Raw genomic sequence first — 18,693 nt, forward strand, 5'->3', positions numbered from 1 at the left:
GCACTATCGACGCGCGGTGAAGACGATCAGGCCGCCGCGGCGCGCGGCCGTGCAGACCGGCAGGTCGATCGGCCCCTGGCCCGCCCAGTCGGTCACCAGCCGGGCCACCTCGAGCGTCTGCACGCGGGTCAGCGCGACGCCGAACTCGCTCTGCACGACGTGCCGGATGATCCGGTTCCGCAGCGCGGCCGGGTTCGCGGCGAGCGCGGGCACCGAGACGGCGATGCCGGCCTCGGCGGGCTCGACGATGTCCTCGATGGTCTCGTCGATCATCTCGGCGAACGCCTCGGCGTCCTCGCGCAACTGCTCGGCGGTGCGCGCGAGCGCCTCGGCGATGCCCGGCCCCAGCTCCGCCTCCAGCACCGGCAGCACCCGCTCGCGCACGCGCACGCGCGAGAACCGCTCGTCGGCGTTGTGCGGGTCCTCCCATGCCGCGAGCCCGAGCGCCGCGCACGCCTCGCGCGTGACCGAACGCCGCAGCGCGAGCAGCGGACGCAGCCACAGGATGCCGCGCTCGTCGCGCCGCGCGGGTGCCATGCCCGCCAGGCTCGTGCCGCCGGCGCCGCGCGCGAGGCCGAGCAGCACGGTCTCGGCCTGGTCGTCCAGCGTGTGGCCGAGGAGGACGGCCGCGGCGCCTTCCGCGGCGTCGCGCAGCGCGCCGTACCGGGCATCTCGCGCGGCGGCCTCGGGCCCGCCATCCGTTCCCACCTCGACGCGCACGACGCGGGACTCGATCCCCAGTTCCGCGGCCTGCGCGGACGCGCGCTCCGCGACCCGGGCGGAGCCGTCCTGCAGGCCGTGGTCGACCGTGACGCTCGTCACGCGCATCCCGCGCGGGCGCGCCTCGTGCGCGGCGGCCGCGGCGAGCGCGAGCGAGTCCGCGCCGCCCGAGAGGGCGATCAGCACCGTCGCGCCGTCGTCGAGCGCGGACAGCGCGGTGCGGACGGCGAGACGCACGGCGGCGACGGACGGATCGAGCACGCGTCAACGGTATCGGCCTGAGAACCGCGCCACTCAGCGGCACCCGGAGCGGAACAGTAGGCTTGACGCGGCTACATCCCACTGATTTCAAGGAGCAACCCGCATGGGCGCCTACGACGCAGTCATCGAGATCCCGCGCGGCAGCCGCGTGAAGTACGAGGTCGACCACGGCACGGGCCGCGTCTTCCTCGACCGCGTGCTGTACACGACGTTCGGCTACCCGACCGACTACGGATTCTTCGAGAACACGCTCGGCGAGGACGGCGACCCGCTGGACGTGCTGGTCGTCATGGACCACGCCGTGTACCCGGGCGTGGGCGTCAAGGTGCGCCCCGTCGCGGTCCTGAAGATGAAGGACGAGGCCGGCGGCGACGACAAGGTCATCGCGGTGCTCGCGAAGGACCCGCGCTGGGAGCACATCCAGGACATCGGCGACCTGGCGGAGTACACGAAGAAGGAGATCGAGCACTTCTTCGAGCACTACAAGGACCTCGAGCCCAACAAGTGGGTCAAGGTCGACCAGTGGGGCGACGCCGCCGAGGCCGAGCGCCTGGTGACCGAGGCCTACGAGCGCTTCGAGCAGCACGAGGGCGAGACCCGCACCCAGGGCGAGGGCGAGTTCCCCGACACGCGCGCCTGACGCAGATCCGCACACGCGGAAGGGGCCCGGCCCGCTCGATCGAGCGGCCGGGCCCCTTTCACACTCTGTCGGGGAAGCGCCGGGTCAGACGTAGACGCCGCGGTCGGCCATCCACGGGATCGGGTTGGTCGGCGCCCCGCCGAGGTAGACCTCGAAGTGCAGGTGGCAGCCGAACGAGTTGCCCGTGTTGCCCTCGTACGCGATGACCTGGCCGGCGCGCACGTACTGGCCCCAGCCGACCAGGATGCCGCCGCCCACGATGTGCGCGTAGCCCGTGCCCACGCCGTTGCCGTGGTCGAGACGGATGTAGTTGCCGTAGCCGCCGTTAAGGCCCGCGTAGGTGACGGTGCCGTTCGCGGCCGCGTAGATCGGCGCGCCGCAGCCGGCGGCGAGGTCGACGCCCGCGTGGAAGGTCGATCCGCAGTAGCTCGGGCCGCACATCTTGGGGCGCGAGCCGTAGCCGGAGGTGCGCCATCCGTCGCTCGGGCGGGCCCATCCGGAGCCCTGCGGCGCGCCGCCGCTGCTCGCGGGCGCGGGCGATCCGCCCCCGCCGCTGGGCTTCGCCGCCGCGGCGGCCGCAGCCGCCGCCTCGCGCGCCCGGCGGGCGGCCTCCTCGGCGGCCTTCCTGCGGCGCTCCTCTTCCTTGCGGCGCTGCTCTTCCTCGTAGGCCTTCTTGGCCGCGACGCCCTTCTCGTAGTCGGCGACCGTCTTGCTGGTGGTGTCGCGGAGCGCGGCGAGCTGGGCCTCGAGGGTCACCATGTGCTCCTGCTGCTGCGCGAGCGCCTCCTCGGCGGCGATCTGCGCGTTCTGCGCCGCGATCATCTTCTCTTCGGCGATCTTCTGCAGGCGGTCGCGCTCGGCGCGGGCGACCTCGGCTTGGTCCGAGAGGGACTGGGCGGAGTCGCGGGCCGCGGCCGCCTCGGCGTAGATCGTCTCGCTGCCGGCGATGAGCTTGTCCATCTGGCCGAGCTTGGTGAGCAGCTCGTCGGCGCTCGCGGCCGAGCCGGCGAACAGCACCTCGAGCGACGTGCCGTCGCCGCCCGCGCGCGACAGCTGCGACGCGACGCGCGCTGCGTTGGTGGCGGCGGTGTCGGCGAGCGCGGCCTGCTCGTCGGCCTGCTTCTGCAGCTCCTCGGCGCGGTACGAGGCCTCGAAGAAGGCCTGCTGCGCCTCGTAGTACTCGTTCGCGGCCTGCTGAGCGGCGGCGCGGGTCTCCTCCACGCGGCGCTGCAGCTGCGCGATCATGTCCTCGAGGCGGCGGATCTCGCCTTCCTTGTCGGACTGGTTGCGCTTGGCGCGCTCGACGTCCTCCCACGAGGGGTAGTCGTCGGGGTTGTAGGTCACGGCGAAGGCGCTGCCCGCGCCCGAGAGGCCCACTCCCAGGGTGACCGCTCCGACGCCCGCGAGCGCGAGCGCCGTGCGGCGCGAGAACGGCACCCACAGGCGGCGTCGCTCAGCGGCGGTCGGAGCGCAGTCGCACTCTTCCGCTGTGGACTCCAGGGCGTCCATCGGGCTGGTCACCGCCTGTTTCACATCCGTCACACTAACAACATCCGTCTCACTTGCAACACCCCGGGGCGCGCGGCACCGCGGCTCGGGAGGGCCGGGAGGGCGCGTTCATCCTCGCCGCGAAACGCCCGGGATGCGGGAGGACGCGCCCCGAATTGGAAAATCCGCAGCGCTCCGCTTATGCTTGATCGTCGGCACGTGAGCCCCGGCGGTTCACCCCGGCCCCATCGTTTAGCGGCCTAGGACGCCGCCCTTTCACGGCGGTAGCACGGGTTCGAATCCCGTTGGGGTCACACGAGCTGATACAATTCCATAGTTTGGCCCTGTAGCGCAGTTGGTTAGCGTGCCGCCCTGTCACGGCGGAGGTCGCGGGTTCAAGTCCCGTCAGGGTCGCTCCGAGCGACGGGCCTTCTTTCACAAGGAGGCCTTTCGTCTAGGACGCGACAGGTTCGCCTCTCGCGAGGCTCTGTAGCTCAGTTGGTAGAGCGCACGACTGAAAATCGTGAGGTCACGGGATCGACGCCCGTCGGAGCCACCACCTGAAACCCCCGGTTCGCCGGGGGTTTTCTCGTTGCTGCGGATGGTCCTGGGTTGGACCGGTCCCGGGTTGTGCCGGTTTTGTGCCGGTACAGGGCTCAAGGGATCTGCACCGCGATGACCCCGCGACCTGGGGATAAGGTGCCCCCGTGCCCCGAACCAGGTTCATCATCCCCGGCGAGCAGATCTCACGTGTCCCGCTGCTCAAGCTTGTGCGAGCAAACAAGTTGGCGGCGGAGATCTACCAGGACTTCGTCGCATGGAGCGAATCGGGCTCGCCTCACACCCGTTCAGAGTTCAGCGCAGACCGAAAGACCGCACTCCTCCGCGCCGCACTCCCGTCCGCACCGCCGATTGACGACTGGGCTCTGAGGTACGGTGACGCGTCCACAACTTCCGCGCCGCGCTCGATGGGCTCGCGTGGGAGGTCGCTCATCTCGACGGCGGGCAGCCGAGCCGCAACTCCGCCCGCAAGCTCTACTTCCCGATGGCCAAGACTGAGTCTCGCTGGAACGAGCTGGTCCGCACCACGTTGGCAAGCATCCCCGACGACGTGTTGGAGAGGATCAGGTCGGTGCAGCCGTTCATGGCGTCCGACCCGCAAGCGTTTGCCCTGCCGCTGCTGCACGAACTGGATCTCGATGACAAGCATCGCGCCGCGCTCCAGATCCACTTAACTGCCCGCGACCGACAGACCCTCATGTTGATGATGCGCTTCCAGGCCGGACATCCGATCGAGGGAGATCCGATCATTCAAGATGGCTACGAGTTCCTTGCAGATGGGTTGGAGGTGCGCAACGGCCTAGAGATCGCGAGTGGCTATGTCAACCGGATACGAGACCGTTGTGTCGGTCTGATTCGAGACCACCTCGGGCGCGGCGTTGACCATCATCCGAGTTCATCGAGGTCCCACCGCGGGAGTCAGGCGGCCGGTCGGGTTGCGTCGGGTAGCGCCGACCATGCGGCGTAGCTGCCCTCTAGTTCGGCGATGTCGTAGCCGGCCCGCCGCAGGGCACTCGCGGTGACGCTGTTGCGGACACCGCTCTGGCAGTAAGTCACGATGGTGCCGGTCTCAGGCAGTCCGTCGGTGTGCCACATGACGCGACCGCCGGACATCTGGTCGGCGCCGGGGATGTGGCCGGCGGCGAACTCCGTCCGGTTGCGCACATCCAGCAGAAGCGCGCGATCGATCTGACCGAGCCGATCCGGCGCGACAGTCTTGGGACGCACCAATGAAAGACCCTCGATGGTCGTGATGAAGCCTTGTACGTTGTCGATGCCGACCCGGATGAGGTGGTCGCGGATCCGCTCTGCGGCGGCCTGGGAGTCGGCCAGCAACACGAGGGGCCGGAACTCGGTTTCGGGGTCGTAGACCCACGATCCGTAGGTGGCCGCTTTGGCTTCGCCCGGCACGTTCAGCGAACGCGCGACCGTTCCTTCGTGCACCTGACTGTGATGACGGGTGTCGACGAAGATCACCCGATCCTCTGCCAGGGCGACGAGCAGCTCGGCTGTCGTGTACTCGCTCAGCGTCGGCAACTCTCCGATCACGGCCGGTCCCACACGATTCTGTGTCTTCATCCGCGCGAAGTAGGCGTGGGCATCGGGCTGGTCGCTCAGCAGCGCCTCGACGAAGCCCTGCTCGTCGTCGTTGGCGAGGTACGAACCCCACCAGGAGAAGCGACGCTCGTACCCGACCGTGGAGGCGGCGATCGCTCCCAGCGCCTTTCCGCAGGCGGATCCGGATCCGTGCGCGGGAAGCACCTGCACGTAGTCGGGAAGTGTGAGGAAGTGATCGCGCAGGCTCGCGAACAGTGCGTGGGCGCCTGCGAAGCGGGTGTCTACGCCTCCGGCTGCCTCGTCGAGCAGGTCGGGCCGGCCGACGTCTCCGACGAAGACGAAGTCGCCCGTGAGCATGTAGCCGGGTTCGTTGGTCTGAGCGCCGTCGGTGATGAGGAAGGACAGGTGCTCGGGAGTGTGTCCGGGGGTGTGAACGGCTTCCAGCGTGACGTTCCCCAGCGTGATCTGGTGACCGTGCTTCATGCGCACGGCGGTGTCGAAGCCTGCCCCATACGTCCAGTCCGGGCCGCCCTCGTCGGATACGTACGCGGTCGCGCCGGTGTGCGCAGCGAGCTCGCGCGTGCCGGACAGGTAGTCGGCATGGATGTGCGTCTCGGTCACTGCGACGATGCGCATGCCGTGCTTGCCGGCGAGATCCAGATAAGCGCCGATATCGCGTCGTGGGTCCACCACGACGGCCTCGCCGCTGCGCTGGCAGCCGATCAGGTAGCTGGCCTGTGCGAGGTCTTCGTCGTAGATGCGCTCAAGCAGCATCGCGATCGCTCCTTTCCTCGTGATCCGTGATCAGTTGCATGAGCAGCGCTCGTTCTCGGGGACTCCTGCGAGGGCCTGCTCGATGTGCTGGCCGCAGCCGTCCCACGTGGGCTTGCCGCACGCAGGGCAGATGATTCGTGCGCACATGGCGTTCCTTTCGGGGCTCTTAGTCTGTGTGAGTTGGTTAGGCGGTGCGCTGCGCGAGCTGCCGGTGAACCTCGTCCATGTCGAGTTCACGCGCCTTCTGGATCAGCAGCTCGAGTTGCGGTGTCGGGAGCGCGCCGGGCTGGGAGTACACGAGCACTCCGTCGCGGAACACCATGAGCGTCGGGATCGAGGTGATGCGGTTAGCCGCCGAGAGTTCAGGCTCAGCCTCGGTGTCGACCTTTGCGAACACCACGTCGCGGTGGCGGTTCGAGGCGGACTCGAACACGGGCGCGAAGGCGCGGCACGGGCCGCACCAGGCAGCCCAGAAGTCCACGAGCACGATGCCGGTGGCGGTGACGGTGCTCTCGAACGTCTCAGCAGTCAGGTTCTTTGTAGGCATGCGCGTCCTCCGACCTCAGCGTCCGAACAGGCGTGACCAGAACCCGCCGCGGTTCGCCTGTGCCGCCTCCAGCTCCGCGGCGGTGTGCTGACCACCGCACCAGTCGGAGCTCGCGACGCTGCTCTTCACCGCCGCGACATGCTGGCCGCAGCCGGCCCATGTCGTCTTGCCGCACGTGCGGCACATCACTGCTCGGCACATCTGCGCATCCCTTCGCTATACCCGGGGGAGTATTCGCCGCCGGTAGCCCGACTATACCCCCGGGGGTATGCTGGTTGTCAACTCGGGCTCACGAAAGGACCTCTCATGGCAAGCACACCCACACTCGCGGACGCGGCACCGGAGCACGACCAGGAGGCAAAGCGCAAGGTCGTCAACCGGCTCCGCCGAGCACACGGGCAGCTGGCAGCGGTCATCACCGCCGTCGAACAGGACGCCCACTGCCGCGACGTCGTGCAGCAGCTCGCCGCCGTCTCGAAGGCGCTCGACAGGGCCGGCTTCCTCGTCATCTCAAGCGCCCTCCGCGAGTGCCTCGCCGACCCAGACGCAGAAGATGCCACACGCCCCGAAGAACTCGAGAAACTCTTCCTCTCCCTCGCATAGCCCTAGCGGAAGGAAGGCGTGCTAACGCGCCTCGCGCGTCGCCCTGGTCAGTGGCTGGTTCGCCCCCTGGTGGAGACCAAGTGCGGTCGGATCATCCGGTCTGCGACGATTCCCGTGATGACGGCGAAGACAACCTTGTGAAGCACGTCGACCACCAGCTCGCGTCGGGGCCAGGTGTGCGGTGGGGCGCCGACGCCGGTCGCGTTCTCAACGGTCTGATCGAAGCCGAGGCGCACGAGGCTGTGCCAGGCGTTGGCGTAGACGCCGCGGATGCCGACTGCGGCCCACACGCCGCGAAGCGCGCCGAGGAGCGCGGCGGTGGCGTAGTGCATCAGGTGGTTGGAGATGAAGGGCTTGTCTGCATCGGTCGGCCGCCGGCCGAGCAGAGTCAGCAGCACACGCCCGGGCACGTATGAGTTCGGACGGCGGGTGATCGCTTGCTCTACTTTTTCGCCGACGACCATCGCTGACCCACCGGCCAGTCCGGCGACAGCTCCGATGCCAGCCGCGCGGATCACACCGACCGTAGCCAGCTGTCGACCACCGCGAACGGGATCGGCGCATAGCCGTGCGCGTCGACGCCCACATGGAACTGGCGACCATCCGCGCCGCGATCACGAGCGTGAGTGTGACCATGGATCAGCGGCAGCCCTTCGTCGACGGGACGGTACTTCTGGTGGCGCTCAAGATCCTGCGAATCGCCACGGTATGGATAGTGCGACGCGAGCAGCGGTCGTCCGAAGCGCTCTCCGCGAAGCAGCTCCGGAAGCACTGTCCACCCGGCGGCTTCATAGAGCGGACGAAACCGCTCAATCGCGCGCTTCGTCTGAGTAGCGGAAGACACCCGGTCGTGATTGCCCGGGACGAGATATCGATGCCCGTGGAGCCTCGACGTCAGAGCGAGACTCGTTTCGATGGGCCCGAGTGCGACATCCCCCAGGTGGAGCACGACGGCATCGGGAGCGACCGTCTCGTTCCATCGCCTCAGCAGCTCCTCATCCATGGAACGGACATCTTCGAACGGTCGACCCGCAAGTTCGCTGATCCGCGCGTGCCCGAAATGCGTGTCCGACGTGACGAAATCGATGGCGTCGAAGTCGAACCGGTCACCGTTGATGCTGAGGCTCATGTTCTGACCCTCGCCACATCACTCGCGGCGGAAGGTGCGATCTCACCGGTCGCCAACGTTGCCACCCTCCTCTTCCATGCTCTCCATCGACCGCAGCACTTCGTCAGACTCAAGCGCGTGCGCGTCGGCGCGGTACTGGTCGAGTTGAGCTCTCTTCCGTATCGCGTCGAGCCGGCCTATGCGCGCGTCGCGCATTAAGGCACGAGCATCTGCCGCCGACAGCGGCGCGTAGCTCAGCTCTCGCTCGCCGTAGTAGTCGCGGGCGACGCCACGGTTGCGGTGATATCGGCCGGTATCTGGCACGTAGACGTAGATCTGCCCGACCATCGATTCGTACGCGATCCAGAGCTCCCGGTTGCCCTCCGTCACGAGGTAGAACACTTTCCGCTCCTTCCGCGGCTCCCGTCGTGCAGCTACGCAGCGGACGCACCTGCCCTTCGTCGACCACCGCTATCGTCCGCCGAGCGCCCGCCACACGTCTTCGCGCAGTGCCTGGAGGTCGACGTGTGCGTCGGCGAGCGTGTCGAGCAACGTGCCTAGGCTCCAGATGGCGAGGTGCCCGTATCGGGCCGAATACAGCCCGGCCCGTCGGATCTGGAACGAGTCAGATCGGTCGAAGAGCGCGTACGAGACGACCTGACGGAGCTGCAGCAGGTCGAGCTGGTCCGCTCGTTCACCTGTCCGGCTGTTCTTTGCACCCAGTTTGGTCTTGAGGTCGACCAGGAGGTCCCCCGCAATGAGGTCCGCGTCGGCTGAACAGAGGACGGAACCGTCGAACGTGGGACCGATGACCAACGGGCGATCCAGATGCGGCAGCAGTGCCGAGGCAGCGAACATGTCGAGCTGCGTGAGCTGCCGGAGAGCATCGTCAGAGGCGAGCTCAAGAAGCGCCTGTGCCGTGCACCTCCCGACCTCGAGCATCTCCGCGAGCGGAGAGCCTGGCCAGAGGCCGGCCCGGAATACCTCCTCCAGGAGAGCCAGAGCCCAGGACGCTCGCGCGAGACCTTCGTTGTCCCCTATGCCGCCCGCCACCTGGGCAGTCACGATCACCGCATCGATCTCCGCAACGATCGTCGGCTCACCGAGGAACGCCATCCGCGCGACACCCGCGTCGTGCATGGGTTCCAGTCGGAACCGCGTCATCAGGTCGAAAGCGGTTCCCACCGTGCCGGCATTCGCCGATCCACCGTCGACGAGGAGTGGTCCTGCGCTCGTCCGGTACGCCGACTGGATCTGTCGTGTGTTCGGGAGCCGCTCGTCGAGAAGCTGGCGCAGCGGGGAGTTCCTGTCCTCGAGCGCGGCTTTGAGCTTCGTGTACGGGTAGTCGGTCATGGTGATCTCCTTGGTCGTGTGGTCAGTTGAAGAGTCCGTCGAGTGCGGTGCCAGCTCGCACGGCGACGTCCGATCGCGCTTTGCTGTAGCGCTCGGTCACCTGCAGGGACGAGTGCCCGAGGATCGCCTGCACATCGTTTGCGGCTGTCCCCGCGTCGAACAGCAGGGTTGCGAGGGTGTGCCGTAGGTCATGGATACGCAGGTCCGGGCGGTCGAGGCGTTTCCGGAGCGCGTCCCAGTCCACGCCACGGCGCACATTCGACGTGTTGAGGTGCCCGCCGCGCGGTCCCGTGAAGACCAAGTCGCCGCGGAGCTTGCCCTCGATCAGCCGCTCGATGGTCGGTCGCAGAACCGCGGGCAGCGGCACCGTTCGCTCCTTGTGGCTCTTCGGCGTCTGCTCCACGACCTCCCCATCGAGTCCGCGCGAGAAGCTCCGGCGGACATGGATCACTCGACCTGCGAGGTCCACATCGCCGACGCGCAGCGCACTTGCCTCCCCTGCTCGCATCCCGGTGTAGACGAGTGCGGCGAGATAGTCGCGGTACGGCCCGGCGCTCACGGCGTCGAGCATGACAGCCACCTCCGACACGGTCAGGGCTCGTGATCGAAAGCTCCGGGCGCCCTCTTCTTTCGGACGGCGCGCGAGACGTGCGGGATTCGCGGCGATGATTCCGGCGCGCGCCGCGCCTTCGAGGAGTCGGCCGAGCGCAGACAACGCGTCGTTCCGCGTCGATGCCGAGCCGCCCCATCCCGCGATCGCATGATCGATGTCTCCAACGGTGATCGACTCGAGACGCCGATGACCGAGCCAGGGCTTCACCCGCTTGCGCCAGGCCCGGTCATAAGCTCGGGCAGTCGCCGGCCTCACGCCCGACTCGATAGATGGCCAGTACCGGTCGTACCAGGCGTTGAGGGTCATCGCTCCATCCGGGCGGACCTGTGTTCGCGCCTCACTGCGGAGCTTCTTGGCCTCGCTGAGCGTATCGACGAGGAAGCTGCGCTCACGATCCTCGCCGTTCAGCCCAGTGCCCCAGACGCGTACTTGGTACTTGTTGCGGTCGGCGCGGTAGCGGATACCCTCGGGCAGCACCCTCCGCGTCTTGGGATCGATTCGCGCGTTACCCGCGGCCACGGGTGCCTCCCGAGTCGAGAAAGGCTTCGATCGTCGATGCCTTCCACAGCATGTGCTTGCCCATCTGGGCGTCGGGGAACGGTACCCGAGCCTGCCTGCGCAGCGAGTCGAACGTCGACAGCGGCACACGGCACCTGGCCGCCACTTCCCGCCGGGTCAGGTATTCGTCGACGTCCGAGGCGCCGAGCTCGGCTCGTTCCTCGACGAGCTCCACACCATCACGCATCTTTCTCTCCTTTCGTCGGTTCGAAACGCACACGGCGCGCGTCTCGCCATTCGCGTACGGCTCTCGCCGCCTCTGTCGCCAGCGCGCGGTCACCATCGGTGCGCCAGCCCATGCCTGCGAAGCTCCACGAGCCGATGACGAGCACCTCTTCGAGGTCGTGCCCGTCTGCCCGAGCACGCTCGATGACTCGTTCGAGCCGCCAGCGCCGCCTGGCACCGCGCAGCGAGCCGAGGGTCACTGAGTAGCGCCGCGACTTGGAGGAGAAGTGCCCCCGGAACCCGAGCATGTGTACCCACTTCGACAGCAGCGCATACGGTCCGTCCGCGCCTTCACCGCTCCCGATCAGTTGAGCAGTGGCCTTGATCCGATGGATGTGGATCCGCAGGCCGCCAGCGCCGTCGAGATCCTCTGTCGCCTTAGTGGCGTATTTCGCGATGTACGCGGCGACGGCACGGTCCGACAGCGCGCCGTCGAGTCCCTCGCGCCGCACAATCGGCTGGACGTCGAGCTGTGCCCCCCAGCGGAGGATCCGCCTCGTCTGCTCGCCATTGACGAGCGGCGCTTCGAATGAGACGCTCCGCGCAGCGGCACGCACTGCGTTCGCCAGATGCGTTTCGGTCACTCCGGCCGGCGTCGGCGGGAACTGCTCGGACTCGCTCACTCCGTCGAGGCGGATGATCGCGTGGAAGTGCACGGCACCGCGTCGCTGAAACTCCGCGACCTTCGCAAACTGCACTCGCACAATCTGCGCGGCCTCACGCTGCGTCAGTCCGAGCTCGCGCGCGAGACTCCGGCGGAGCTGGATTGTGAAGCGCCGCCACAGCTCGGGAGCGTGGAACTGCCAGACGAGGTGCCCGACGTAGTCGTAGCAGTCCTCGCAGACTGGATCGCCGAGCACCGCGTCATCAGCCTCGTGTGCGCCCGTGCAACCACGAGGCCGGCCGTGAGCGCAGACGCCACGCAGACGCGACCTAGTTGTCGAGTGCACCGAACCGAACGAGGGCGCCGTCAGGGTCACGAACGCCATCGGGTGATCCCCGACGGTCTCCGGCACGCCTTTCATCCCGCCGGCCGCGCCAGCCGTGATCATGTGCCAGGTGTCCCCTTTGTACTCGTGGCTGCACGACTCGCAGCGTCGGGCCCGACGGTTGCCGCAGCGGGTGTACGTGAGACCGTCCGGCTGCGTCGCTCCGAGGAACTCGCGTATCACCTCCCCGGAGTGGGGATTGAGTGTGGTGGAGGCGCCAGCCAGTCGCACGGGCTTGGTGCAGAACCCGGTCCGTGCGGCGCCGGCCATCCAGTTATCGAAATCGGCGCTCCGCAGCCGCGCGGCCACGGACTCAGCGAGGCTCACCGTCCACCACCTCGCTCGGGTCCGTGCATCCGACGAACATGATGTTGCCCATGGGATCGTCCTGGACGATCGGACGACACACGCGATGGTCAAGCCCCTGCGAGTGACGCGCCTGCTGCCAGAGCAGGATGTGTCCGTCATCACACGACTGATTCGCCAGGCGGCCGTATTCGAGCTCCGTGACGTACGCGGGCTCGGCGTACGACGTCGCGAACATGTTCGCATCGTCGTCCCACTCGATGCCGAGGTTGCACGGGATCGGGCGCGTCTGATCGCTCGGAGCCGCCGCGGCCGAGCGAGGAGCGAGCGTCCAGCCGGCGACGCCCCCGATCGATGCGAGAGCAAGTCCGCCAAGGACGGCCCCCGCGATGATTCGCTTCTTCATAGTCATGATTCCTCCTCGGTCTCGTTCGTTGTTGCTCGACGACCACGCGGCCTCCTCGGCCTGGGTTCCTCATCAGCCGCTGGTAGTACGACAGGTCGGGGATGGGGCGCGAAGTAGGCGAGCGCGGCCTCCTGGATCTGTTCGTCAGATGCAAAGGCTGCGCGGACGCGCTGCGGCGGAGAACCGTCCTCCGGCATGACATAGGCAGTGCCGGGCATCGCCGGTGAGATCTCGTGACACGCCGCACCCGCTGCGACCGCGCCGTCTCCGAGTACCATCGCGGTCTCCACGCGATCACGCAGACGCAGCCCCACCGTCTGTGTGAACAAGCCTCGAGCGGGCAGAGTCTCCTTGCGGGGGTCCTGGAGGCACGCGAATAGAACGAAGCCGACGGCCCTCCCCTGTGATGCCAGGGTCGCGATAGCGGCGTTTGCGCGCCGCAGCAGGTCCCGATCCGTCTCATACGCCGTAAGCGCGGCCAGTTCATCGATCAGCACGATCACGGTCGGGCTCTCAACACTCGGGCGGTGCTGCCGGGTAATGCCGGCGAGAGTTCGCGCGCGCTCCTGCATCGCCGCGACGGCTTCCTCTAGGAGCTGCACAGAATGCGCGGCGTCCGTGGCGAACCGCGTGAGCAGATCGCGCCCCATGGCCAGCTCCATGCCGCCCTTGCGATCGATACCCCAGACTTCGATGAGCCCCGAGTGGATCGGCTCAACCAGACCCAGCAGCAGCCCCCAGACCAGGGACGCCTTTCCACTGCCCGATGAACCCGCGACAAGGGTGTGCGGGCCGAGCGGGAGTCGCCACTCGCCTCCGCCGTCGGTGATCCCCATCGGCACGGACGCGCCGTCCCACGGAATGCCGAGCGGGAAGCTGAACGGTTGCGCGAGCGAGTCGACGTACTCAATGCGAAGCGCAAGCGCTCCGAGCTGATGTCCTACGACAGTCACACGCACAGCGTCGAAAGCCTGAGCGATCCGAGAAGCCGCCGCAACGAGGTCCTCGCGAGCGAGTCCGGGTGGCAGCGAGACCGGAAGCATGCACGTCTGCCCGTGCCACGACGGACGTCCGACACCTGCCACGACCGGATTGCCCGCCAGGTCCCTGACCTCGAGGCGGAGGTTACGAGCGAGAGCGGGCCACGAGGCCAGCACCCACTCCGCCATACGTCGCTGCCACCGCCGAAGGGGCAGGGCGTCGAGTTGGCGGGCGGCAAGTACGCGACGCAGGACCACGAACGCGAGCCCACCGACCAGCAGCCAGTTGATCAGCTCGCGGACAAACGGCACCGCGCCGAAGAGCGCCAGAACGAAGACGAGCGCGAGGAACCACCATCCGCGGCGGAGCAGCAGCGGTACCTCGTGCCCCCAGTACGTGCGCTCAAGGCGCCACGACCAGGTCATCACTCGCCTCCGCGCGGCTTGGCCGCCGGCTTCATGTCACGCGCACGGAGGGAGTACGCGACGCGCGGACGTCCGCCGCTCTCCTTGACGTAAGGAGTGACGGTGAGCCCCTCGAAGAACACCGGGCGGAACGGGAGTCCGTTGACCTCCGGCGGTGCCGTCGGCTCCGCGATGCTCGCGATCTTGACCGTCACCTCGTTCTGACCCTTGCGGGCCTCAGGATCGGCGTCGATCACCCGCACCTGCCAGAGCGGGTGACCCGAGTTCTTGTCGAGATCCTGTCCCTGCCGCTGGCCGTCGTCCGACCACTTCACGACTGCCTCGACCTCCCCCACCATGTACGCGCCACGCGGGAAGTACGCCTCGAAGCTGACCGGGATTCCTGCCTGAAGTGCCATGACTAGTTCCTCTCAGTTAGTGAGCTTTTTGCTCACTTTCTGAGTCTCACACTCACTGGCTGACCTTGTCAACCTTTTTCTTACTGTTTGCTCGCCCGAGTCAGCCACACAGTCGCAGACGGGCGCCGTAAGCTCTTGAGGGGAGGTACTGCAGTGGCCGACAGATTGCCGAACCCCGTATGGGGCCTCGTTCCCGAGCCCGTGAGCGGAGTCCTGCAACGCCTGAAGGAACGCGCGGCCACGGCCGCCGAGGAAATGGACACCTCGGGCATCGCGGGCACGACCCCGCGCAACCACAACGAAGCCTTCATCAACCTGTCGCGCGCCGCGGAGACCGCGGACCAAGCAACGCGCGACTACCGCAGCGTCTTCAACGCCTACGTTCACCGGTTCCACCAGCCGAAGCCGCCCATCGGAAGGATTGCCGCTGCCCAGGGCGTCATCACCCAGGTCTTCGCGAAGCGCTACACATCTAAGACAGTTGCAGCCGTCAAGGCGCTCATTTCTCCGTGGCCGGATCTCGATGCGCTGCGGGCCGGCATCAGTTCTCTAGGATTCGAGGACCTTCGAGGCCTGTCACCCGAACTCGACGCCGCGATGGACGAGGCCGCGGCCAACCCAGATTTCGAGCCCTGGCTACCCAGCGTCGAGAAGGCACGCGAGTAGCCCAATCACGAGATCGCTCCCGACGCTCACCCCTCACCGAGCACCCAGTGGTGCGTACCTGCAACACGTGGTCGTCGGTCTGAGCTGTGAGAACTTTCTTTACTCGTTCAAGGCCGGCCTCCGGCCGGCTGCGCCGGAGCACCCGCGGCCTGCGGTGCGTCCGGTCCTCGCTCCGCTCCGGTCCGGGCGCTCCTCGACCGCGCGCGCTCCGCCCTCGGCGACAGTGTCGAGTCATGTAGATATCGTGGAGGGTGCGCGAATAGCGCCGCGCCGACCCCCTAGGAGACCTAAATGCCAGACGCTCTCGCCACATGCGAGGTCTATTGCGATGAGAGCCGGCCGGAGCTCTTCGTCGGGTCCCACCCCAATGTCGGCAAGTCGGTGATTGGCTCAGTCTGGATGCCGGCCGAGTTCCGAAGCACCTTCAAGCAGGACATCACCGCGCTCCGCGCTCGCCACGACACGTGGGGTGAGTTCAAATGGAACAAGGTGTCGCCTGCACGCCTGGACTTCTATCGCGCGCTCGTCGACTACTTCTTCTCCACCGAGTCACTCAGCTTTCGCGCGATCGTCATTGATGCTGGCCGGCTGAATCACGAGCGGTTCCATCAGTCAGACGCCGAACTCGGCTTCTACAAGTTCTACTATCAACTTCTGACACACTGGATCGCCCCTTCGACGGCGTATGCCATCTTCTGCGATGACAAAGTGAACCGTGATCGAAACCGCTTGCAGACGCTGCACACGGTGCTTCAGAACGCGAACCGTCGATCGATCGTCCGATCGCTGCAAGCTGTCCCGTCCAACCAGTCCACACCCGTCCAGCTGTGCGACGTCCTGATGGGTGCGACCCAGTGGCGAGCGAATGGCAGCACAGGCTCATCGACAGCGAAGTCGACTGTAGTTGCAGACGTCGAGGCACGGCTCGGCCATCGCCTCGGCCCCACGTACGTGGCCGAACGGAAGTTCAATATCTTCGAAATTCGACTCCAGGAGGGGCACGAGTGACCCTCGAACTGCCCGGTGAAGCGGACTACCGCGCGTACTATCTCGAGAATCTCACGCGCGCTCCGCTCCCACTCCGAACCTCCGTCGGAAACGCGCCGGTCTACTTCGACCGCCATCGATTCGATCACGCGTTCTTTGAGAGCACCAATCGGGACGGGGTCAAGAATCAGTTCTCGCTCCCTCGAGCCCGACACATGGATGAGATTGGCGCGATCCTTGCCAGCTCTACAGCTGATCGGAGAGCGGGTTGGGACAGCAAGCGCCGCACACATGACCAGACGAGTTGCGTGAGCATCGCCGTCGACGACTTCGTGGTCATCGTGCGCCTCGGACTGACCAACACTGGCTATCTCCGCGGGCAGTTCATCACTTGCTTTGTCGCAGACAACAGCATCGGAAAGATTCGCACGGCGCCTGCGTGGAACGAAGCACGATGCGTGCAGATCCTCGTACGCAGAAAAGAAAATGGACGCTGATTCGCATACGCGGGCTCAGCGTCCGAAGCCTCGATAGATTCAGTACCGATAGGTAATGAACTCGAGCACAGTCTACACCAGGACACGGGCCTGAGGCAACAGTGGACCACACCTCGAGACCACACCTCGAGACCGGACCTCGAGACCGGACCTCGTGCCGGTCCCGTGCCGGGGACCCTGCTGAAACGACCCGCTACCAGCCGCGACCAACGAGCACAACATCCGCGTCATCACGCGGGAAGTGAGCATGAACGAGCACCCACTGACCCGCGGAATGTAACTGAAAATCGTGCGGTCACGGGATCGACGCCCGTCGGAGCCACCACCTGAAACCCCCGGTTCGCCGGGGGTTTCGTCGTCTCCGGGCCTGCGAGGCGACGCCACCGGAGGAGATATCCACGAGCGAGGATCGGCCGCGCCGGTTCACTCCTCGATCGGGGAGATCTCCTCCTGAGGGGGCGCCGGCAGGACCCGGCGCCTCAGAGCTCGCCGGGGCGCATCGCCTCTTCGTCGATCATCCGGATGATCCGCTGGCCGGCCGTCTCGGTGCCGGGCTCGCGCGGCTTGCGCGGAGCGTAGACCACGAGGGAGTGGAACACGAAGCGGCCGACGAACGCGAGCGCCAGCGTGATCGCGGTGGCCAGCACGCTCGAGATCTGCCACGACTCGACCATGAGCGCGAGCACCGGGATCCGGATGGCCGCCTCGGCGTTGTTGAACGTGAACGACGCCAGGAAGCGACGCCTGAGGCCGGCGGCGCGGCCGCGCATGTCCGCGAAGACGAAGCGCTCGGCGAGCAGGAAGTTGCCGATGATGGTGGCCTCGGCCGCGATGATCGCGGCCCAGATGTAGCCCATGCCGAGCGAAGTGAGCAGCCACACGATCGCGATGTTCGCGACGGCGCCCGTGGCGCCGATCAGCGCGAACAGCGACATCTTGCCGAAGCGCAGCCGCGCGAGGTGCACGAGGAACGTGATGCCCTGGCGCAGGCTCGCCTTGGACTCGCCCTCGACCCGCTGGTGGAAGCGCATCGGCACCTCGGCCGTGCGCAGGTCGCCGCGCACCAGCAGCTCGAGCAGGATCTTGAAGCCGCTGGGCCGCAGCGCCTCGAGGTCGACGCGCGAGCGGTCGACCAGGAAGAAGCCCGTCATGGGGTCGCTCGTGCCGTGCAGCCGGAGCGGGAACATCGCCTTGGTCAGCAGGGTCGCGGCCCGCGAGACGCCGAACCGCAGCGTCGTGCCGAGCCCGGTCGAGTCGCCGCCGCCGATGTAGCGCGAGGCCACCACCACGTCGGCGTCGCCGCGCGCGTGCCGGTCGACCAGGGCGGGCACGAGGGCGGGCGGATGCTGCAGGTCGCCGTCCATCACGACGCACACGTCCGCGGCGGCCGCCTTCATGCCGGCCACGACGGCACCGCCGAGCCCGCCGGCGCGCTGCCCCGCCGCGCGGTGGATGAACCGCACCGGGAGGGGCGCATCCTGCGCGACGCGCTCGATCTCGGCGGTCGTGCCGTCCTCGCTGTCGTCCACGAACAGGATCTCGGCCCGGCGTCCGGCGAGGGCGTCGCCGAGCTGCCGCACCATCTCCGCGACGTTCCCGCGCTCGTTGCGCGTGGGGACGATGACGGTGACGTCCACGCCGGCCCTCTCGTGTGTGCCTCCCCCGCGGCGCGCGGGCTGTCTCCATCGTGTCATGCCCGCGGATGCCGGCCGCCCGGAGCCTGCTGTGCATCACGGCCGTAGGCTGGATGCATGACCTCGCAGGACGCCCCCGCCCCCGGCATCACGATGTTCGGCGCCGAGTGGTGCCGCGACTGCCGCCGCACGAAGGCGCAGCTCGACGGCCTCGGCATCGACTACACCTACATCGACCTGGAAGCCGACCCGGCCGCCGCCGAGGTCGCGAAGGACATCTCGGGCCGCACGAACATCCCCGTCGTGGTCTACCCCGACGCCTCGCACCACGTCGAGCCGAGCAACGCCGACGTCGAGGCGAAGCTGCGCGAGCTGAACCTCATCTGACGCCTGCGC

The 18,693-nt window shown here is 67.4% G+C and carries 22 protein-coding genes and 3 tRNA genes; 10 read left to right on the forward strand and 15 right to left on the reverse strand.

What is annotated here, in order from left to right; genetic code table 11:
- Positions 1-3: 3 nt before the first annotated feature.
- A complete protein-coding gene (gene tilS, locus B5M43_RS02935) occupies positions 4-981 on the reverse strand; it encodes a tRNA lysidine(34) synthetase TilS (RefSeq protein ID WP_055988460.1) in 978 nt (325 codons plus the stop codon).
- Between the two features lie 103 nt (positions 982-1,084).
- Between tilS and B5M43_RS02940 the strand changes: the two genes are divergently transcribed.
- Positions 1,085-1,621: an inorganic diphosphatase gene (locus B5M43_RS02940; RefSeq protein ID WP_055988458.1), complete on the forward strand. Its 537-nt coding sequence runs from the start codon at positions 1,085-1,087 to the stop codon at positions 1,619-1,621.
- Positions 1,622-1,705: 84 nt separating this feature from the next.
- Here B5M43_RS02940 and B5M43_RS02945 read toward each other — a convergent pair whose 3' ends face one another.
- Positions 1,706-3,163, reverse strand: a complete 1,458-nt coding sequence (locus B5M43_RS02945) for a peptidoglycan DD-metalloendopeptidase family protein (RefSeq protein ID WP_308067705.1) — start codon at positions 3,161-3,163, stop codon at positions 1,706-1,708.
- A gap of 187 nt (positions 3,164-3,350) precedes the next feature.
- On the opposite strand from B5M43_RS02945, the gene B5M43_RS02950 reads away from it, so the two are divergent.
- The 4 genes from B5M43_RS02950 to B5M43_RS02965 all read left to right on the forward strand — a co-directional run bounded on the left by B5M43_RS02950 (position 3,351) and on the right by B5M43_RS02965 (position 4,637).
- A tRNA-Glu gene (locus B5M43_RS02950) sits at positions 3,351-3,423 on the forward strand.
- Between the two features lie 26 nt (positions 3,424-3,449).
- Positions 3,450-3,523, forward strand: a tRNA-Asp gene (locus B5M43_RS02955).
- 69 nt (positions 3,524-3,592) lie between these two features.
- Positions 3,593-3,668: transfer RNA gene (locus B5M43_RS02960), tRNA-Phe, on the forward strand.
- A 486-nt stretch (positions 3,669-4,154) separates the two neighbouring features.
- The gene (locus B5M43_RS02965; protein WP_134745533.1) at positions 4,155-4,637 is read left to right on the forward strand and encodes a hypothetical protein; all 483 of its coding nucleotides are present in this window, start codon (positions 4,155-4,157) and stop codon (positions 4,635-4,637) included.
- Here B5M43_RS02965 and B5M43_RS02970 read toward each other — a convergent pair.
- Positions 4,589-6,001, reverse strand: coding sequence for a rhodanese-like domain-containing protein (locus B5M43_RS02970; protein ID WP_134745534.1), 1,413 nt, complete (start codon positions 5,999-6,001; stop codon positions 4,589-4,591). The genes B5M43_RS02965 and B5M43_RS02970 overlap by 49 nt on opposite strands.
- A 184-nt stretch (positions 6,002-6,185) precedes the next feature.
- Entirely contained in the window at positions 6,186-6,548 is a 363-nt protein-coding gene (gene trxA, locus B5M43_RS02975; RefSeq protein WP_055988450.1) for a thioredoxin, read from the reverse strand.
- 306 nt (positions 6,549-6,854) lie between these two features.
- Here trxA and B5M43_RS02985 point away from each other — a divergent pair, with 306 nt between their 5' ends.
- Complete coding sequence (locus tag B5M43_RS02985) at positions 6,855-7,151, forward strand: metal-sensitive transcriptional regulator (RefSeq protein ID WP_055988447.1); 297 nt, start codon at positions 6,855-6,857, stop codon at positions 7,149-7,151.
- Between the two features lie 47 nt (positions 7,152-7,198).
- Here the strand turns inward: B5M43_RS02985 and B5M43_RS02990 are convergent, their stop codons facing one another.
- The 10 genes from B5M43_RS02990 to B5M43_RS03035 form a co-directional block, all read right to left on the reverse strand.
- A complete protein-coding gene (locus B5M43_RS02990) occupies positions 7,199-7,615 on the reverse strand; it encodes a hypothetical protein (RefSeq protein WP_134745535.1) in 417 nt (138 codons plus the stop codon).
- A gap of 50 nt (positions 7,616-7,665) precedes the next feature.
- Positions 7,666-8,280, reverse strand: a complete 615-nt coding sequence (locus tag B5M43_RS02995; RefSeq protein WP_134745536.1) for a metallophosphoesterase family protein — start codon at positions 8,278-8,280, stop codon at positions 7,666-7,668.
- Between the two features lie 42 nt (positions 8,281-8,322).
- The gene (locus tag B5M43_RS03000; protein ID WP_134745537.1) at positions 8,323-8,661 is read right to left on the reverse strand and encodes a hypothetical protein; all 339 of its coding nucleotides are present in this window, start codon (positions 8,659-8,661) and stop codon (positions 8,323-8,325) included.
- Between the two features lie 69 nt (positions 8,662-8,730).
- Entirely contained in the window at positions 8,731-9,612 is an 882-nt protein-coding gene (locus tag B5M43_RS03005; RefSeq protein ID WP_134745538.1) for a hypothetical protein, read from the reverse strand.
- A gap of 22 nt (positions 9,613-9,634) precedes the next feature.
- Positions 9,635-10,744, reverse strand: a complete 1,110-nt coding sequence (locus B5M43_RS03010) for a site-specific integrase (protein WP_134745539.1) — start codon at positions 10,742-10,744, stop codon at positions 9,635-9,637.
- Positions 10,731-10,970, reverse strand: a complete 240-nt coding sequence (locus tag B5M43_RS03015; RefSeq protein WP_134745540.1) for an AlpA family transcriptional regulator — start codon at positions 10,968-10,970, stop codon at positions 10,731-10,733. Before B5M43_RS03015 ends, B5M43_RS03010 begins: the two co-directional genes overlap by 14 nt.
- Positions 10,963-12,324 (reverse strand): replication initiator, encoded by a 1,362-nt coding sequence (locus B5M43_RS03020; RefSeq protein WP_134745541.1) that lies wholly within the window; start codon positions 12,322-12,324, stop codon positions 10,963-10,965. Before B5M43_RS03020 ends, B5M43_RS03015 begins: the two co-directional genes overlap by 8 nt.
- Complete coding sequence (locus tag B5M43_RS03025; protein ID WP_134745542.1) at positions 12,311-12,709, reverse strand: hypothetical protein; 399 nt, start codon at positions 12,707-12,709, stop codon at positions 12,311-12,313. The genes B5M43_RS03020 and B5M43_RS03025 overlap by 14 nt, the downstream gene beginning before the upstream one ends.
- Before the next feature lie 2 nt (positions 12,710-12,711).
- Positions 12,712-14,115, reverse strand: coding sequence for an FtsK/SpoIIIE domain-containing protein (locus B5M43_RS03030; RefSeq protein WP_134745543.1), 1,404 nt, complete (start codon positions 14,113-14,115; stop codon positions 12,712-12,714).
- Positions 14,115-14,513, reverse strand: a complete 399-nt coding sequence (locus B5M43_RS03035; protein WP_134745544.1) for a plasmid replication, integration and excision activator — start codon at positions 14,511-14,513, stop codon at positions 14,115-14,117. Before B5M43_RS03035 ends, B5M43_RS03030 begins: the two co-directional genes overlap by 1 nt.
- A 153-nt stretch (positions 14,514-14,666) precedes the next feature.
- On the opposite strand from B5M43_RS03035, the gene B5M43_RS03040 reads away from it, so the two are divergent.
- The 3 genes from B5M43_RS03040 to B5M43_RS03050 all read left to right on the forward strand — a co-directional run bounded on the left by B5M43_RS03040 (position 14,667) and on the right by B5M43_RS03050 (position 16,663).
- The gene (locus B5M43_RS03040; RefSeq protein ID WP_134745545.1) at positions 14,667-15,179 is read left to right on the forward strand and encodes a hypothetical protein; all 513 of its coding nucleotides are present in this window, start codon (positions 14,667-14,669) and stop codon (positions 15,177-15,179) included.
- Between the two features lie 291 nt (positions 15,180-15,470).
- On the forward strand, positions 15,471-16,187 hold the full coding sequence (locus tag B5M43_RS03045; RefSeq protein ID WP_134745546.1) for a DUF3800 domain-containing protein: 717 nt from the start codon (positions 15,471-15,473) through the stop codon (positions 16,185-16,187).
- A complete protein-coding gene (locus B5M43_RS03050) occupies positions 16,184-16,663 on the forward strand; it encodes a hypothetical protein (protein WP_134745547.1) in 480 nt (159 codons plus the stop codon). Before B5M43_RS03045 ends, B5M43_RS03050 begins: the two co-directional genes overlap by 4 nt.
- A gap of 479 nt (positions 16,664-17,142) precedes the next feature.
- Here B5M43_RS03050 and B5M43_RS03055 read toward each other — a convergent pair whose 3' ends face one another.
- Positions 17,143-18,300 carry a glycosyltransferase gene (locus B5M43_RS03055; protein ID WP_230667572.1) on the reverse strand — a complete coding sequence of 386 codons (1,158 nt, stop codon included), beginning with the start codon at positions 18,298-18,300 and terminating at the stop codon, positions 17,143-17,145.
- A gap of 114 nt (positions 18,301-18,414) precedes the next feature.
- Between B5M43_RS03055 and B5M43_RS03060 the strand changes: the two genes are divergently transcribed.
- Positions 18,415-18,684, forward strand: a complete 270-nt coding sequence (locus B5M43_RS03060) for a glutaredoxin domain-containing protein (RefSeq protein WP_055988138.1) — start codon at positions 18,415-18,417, stop codon at positions 18,682-18,684.
- The last annotated feature ends 9 nt before the right edge of the window (positions 18,685-18,693 follow it).

Origin of the sequence: Microbacterium sp. MEC084, from assembly GCF_004514465.2 — a bacterium.
GTDB lineage: Bacteria > Actinomycetota > Actinomycetes > Actinomycetales > Microbacteriaceae > Microbacterium.

Coding starts and splice junctions, on each gene's coding strand:
- B5M43_RS02940 (WP_055988458.1), top strand. CDS start 1,085: ATGGGCGCCTACGACGCAGTCATCGAGATCCCGCGCGGCAGCCGCGTG.
- B5M43_RS02965 (WP_134745533.1), top strand. CDS start 4,155: ATGGCCAAGACTGAGTCTCGCTGGAACGAGCTGGTCCGCACCACGTTG.
- B5M43_RS02970 (WP_134745534.1), bottom strand. CDS start 6,001: ATGCTGCTTGAGCGCATCTACGACGAAGACCTCGCACAGGCCAGCTAC.
- trxA (WP_055988450.1), bottom strand. CDS start 6,548: ATGCCTACAAAGAACCTGACTGCTGAGACGTTCGAGAGCACCGTCACC.
- B5M43_RS02985 (WP_055988447.1), top strand. CDS start 6,855: ATGGCAAGCACACCCACACTCGCGGACGCGGCACCGGAGCACGACCAG.
- B5M43_RS02990 (WP_134745535.1), bottom strand. CDS start 7,615: ATGGTCGTCGGCGAAAAAGTAGAGCAAGCGATCACCCGCCGTCCGAAC.
- B5M43_RS02995 (WP_134745536.1), bottom strand. CDS start 8,280: ATGAGCCTCAGCATCAACGGTGACCGGTTCGACTTCGACGCCATCGAT.
- B5M43_RS03005 (WP_134745538.1), bottom strand. CDS start 9,612: ATGACCGACTACCCGTACACGAAGCTCAAAGCCGCGCTCGAGGACAGG.
- B5M43_RS03015 (WP_134745540.1), bottom strand. CDS start 10,970: ATGCGTGATGGTGTGGAGCTCGTCGAGGAACGAGCCGAGCTCGGCGCC.
- B5M43_RS03025 (WP_134745542.1), bottom strand. CDS start 12,709: ATGAAGAAGCGAATCATCGCGGGGGCCGTCCTTGGCGGACTTGCTCTC.
- B5M43_RS03030 (WP_134745543.1), bottom strand. CDS start 14,115: ATGACCTGGTCGTGGCGCCTTGAGCGCACGTACTGGGGGCACGAGGTA.
- B5M43_RS03035 (WP_134745544.1), bottom strand. CDS start 14,513: ATGGCACTTCAGGCAGGAATCCCGGTCAGCTTCGAGGCGTACTTCCCG.
- B5M43_RS03045 (WP_134745546.1), top strand. CDS start 15,471: ATGCCAGACGCTCTCGCCACATGCGAGGTCTATTGCGATGAGAGCCGG.
- B5M43_RS03060 (WP_055988138.1), top strand. CDS start 18,415: ATGACCTCGCAGGACGCCCCCGCCCCCGGCATCACGATGTTCGGCGCC.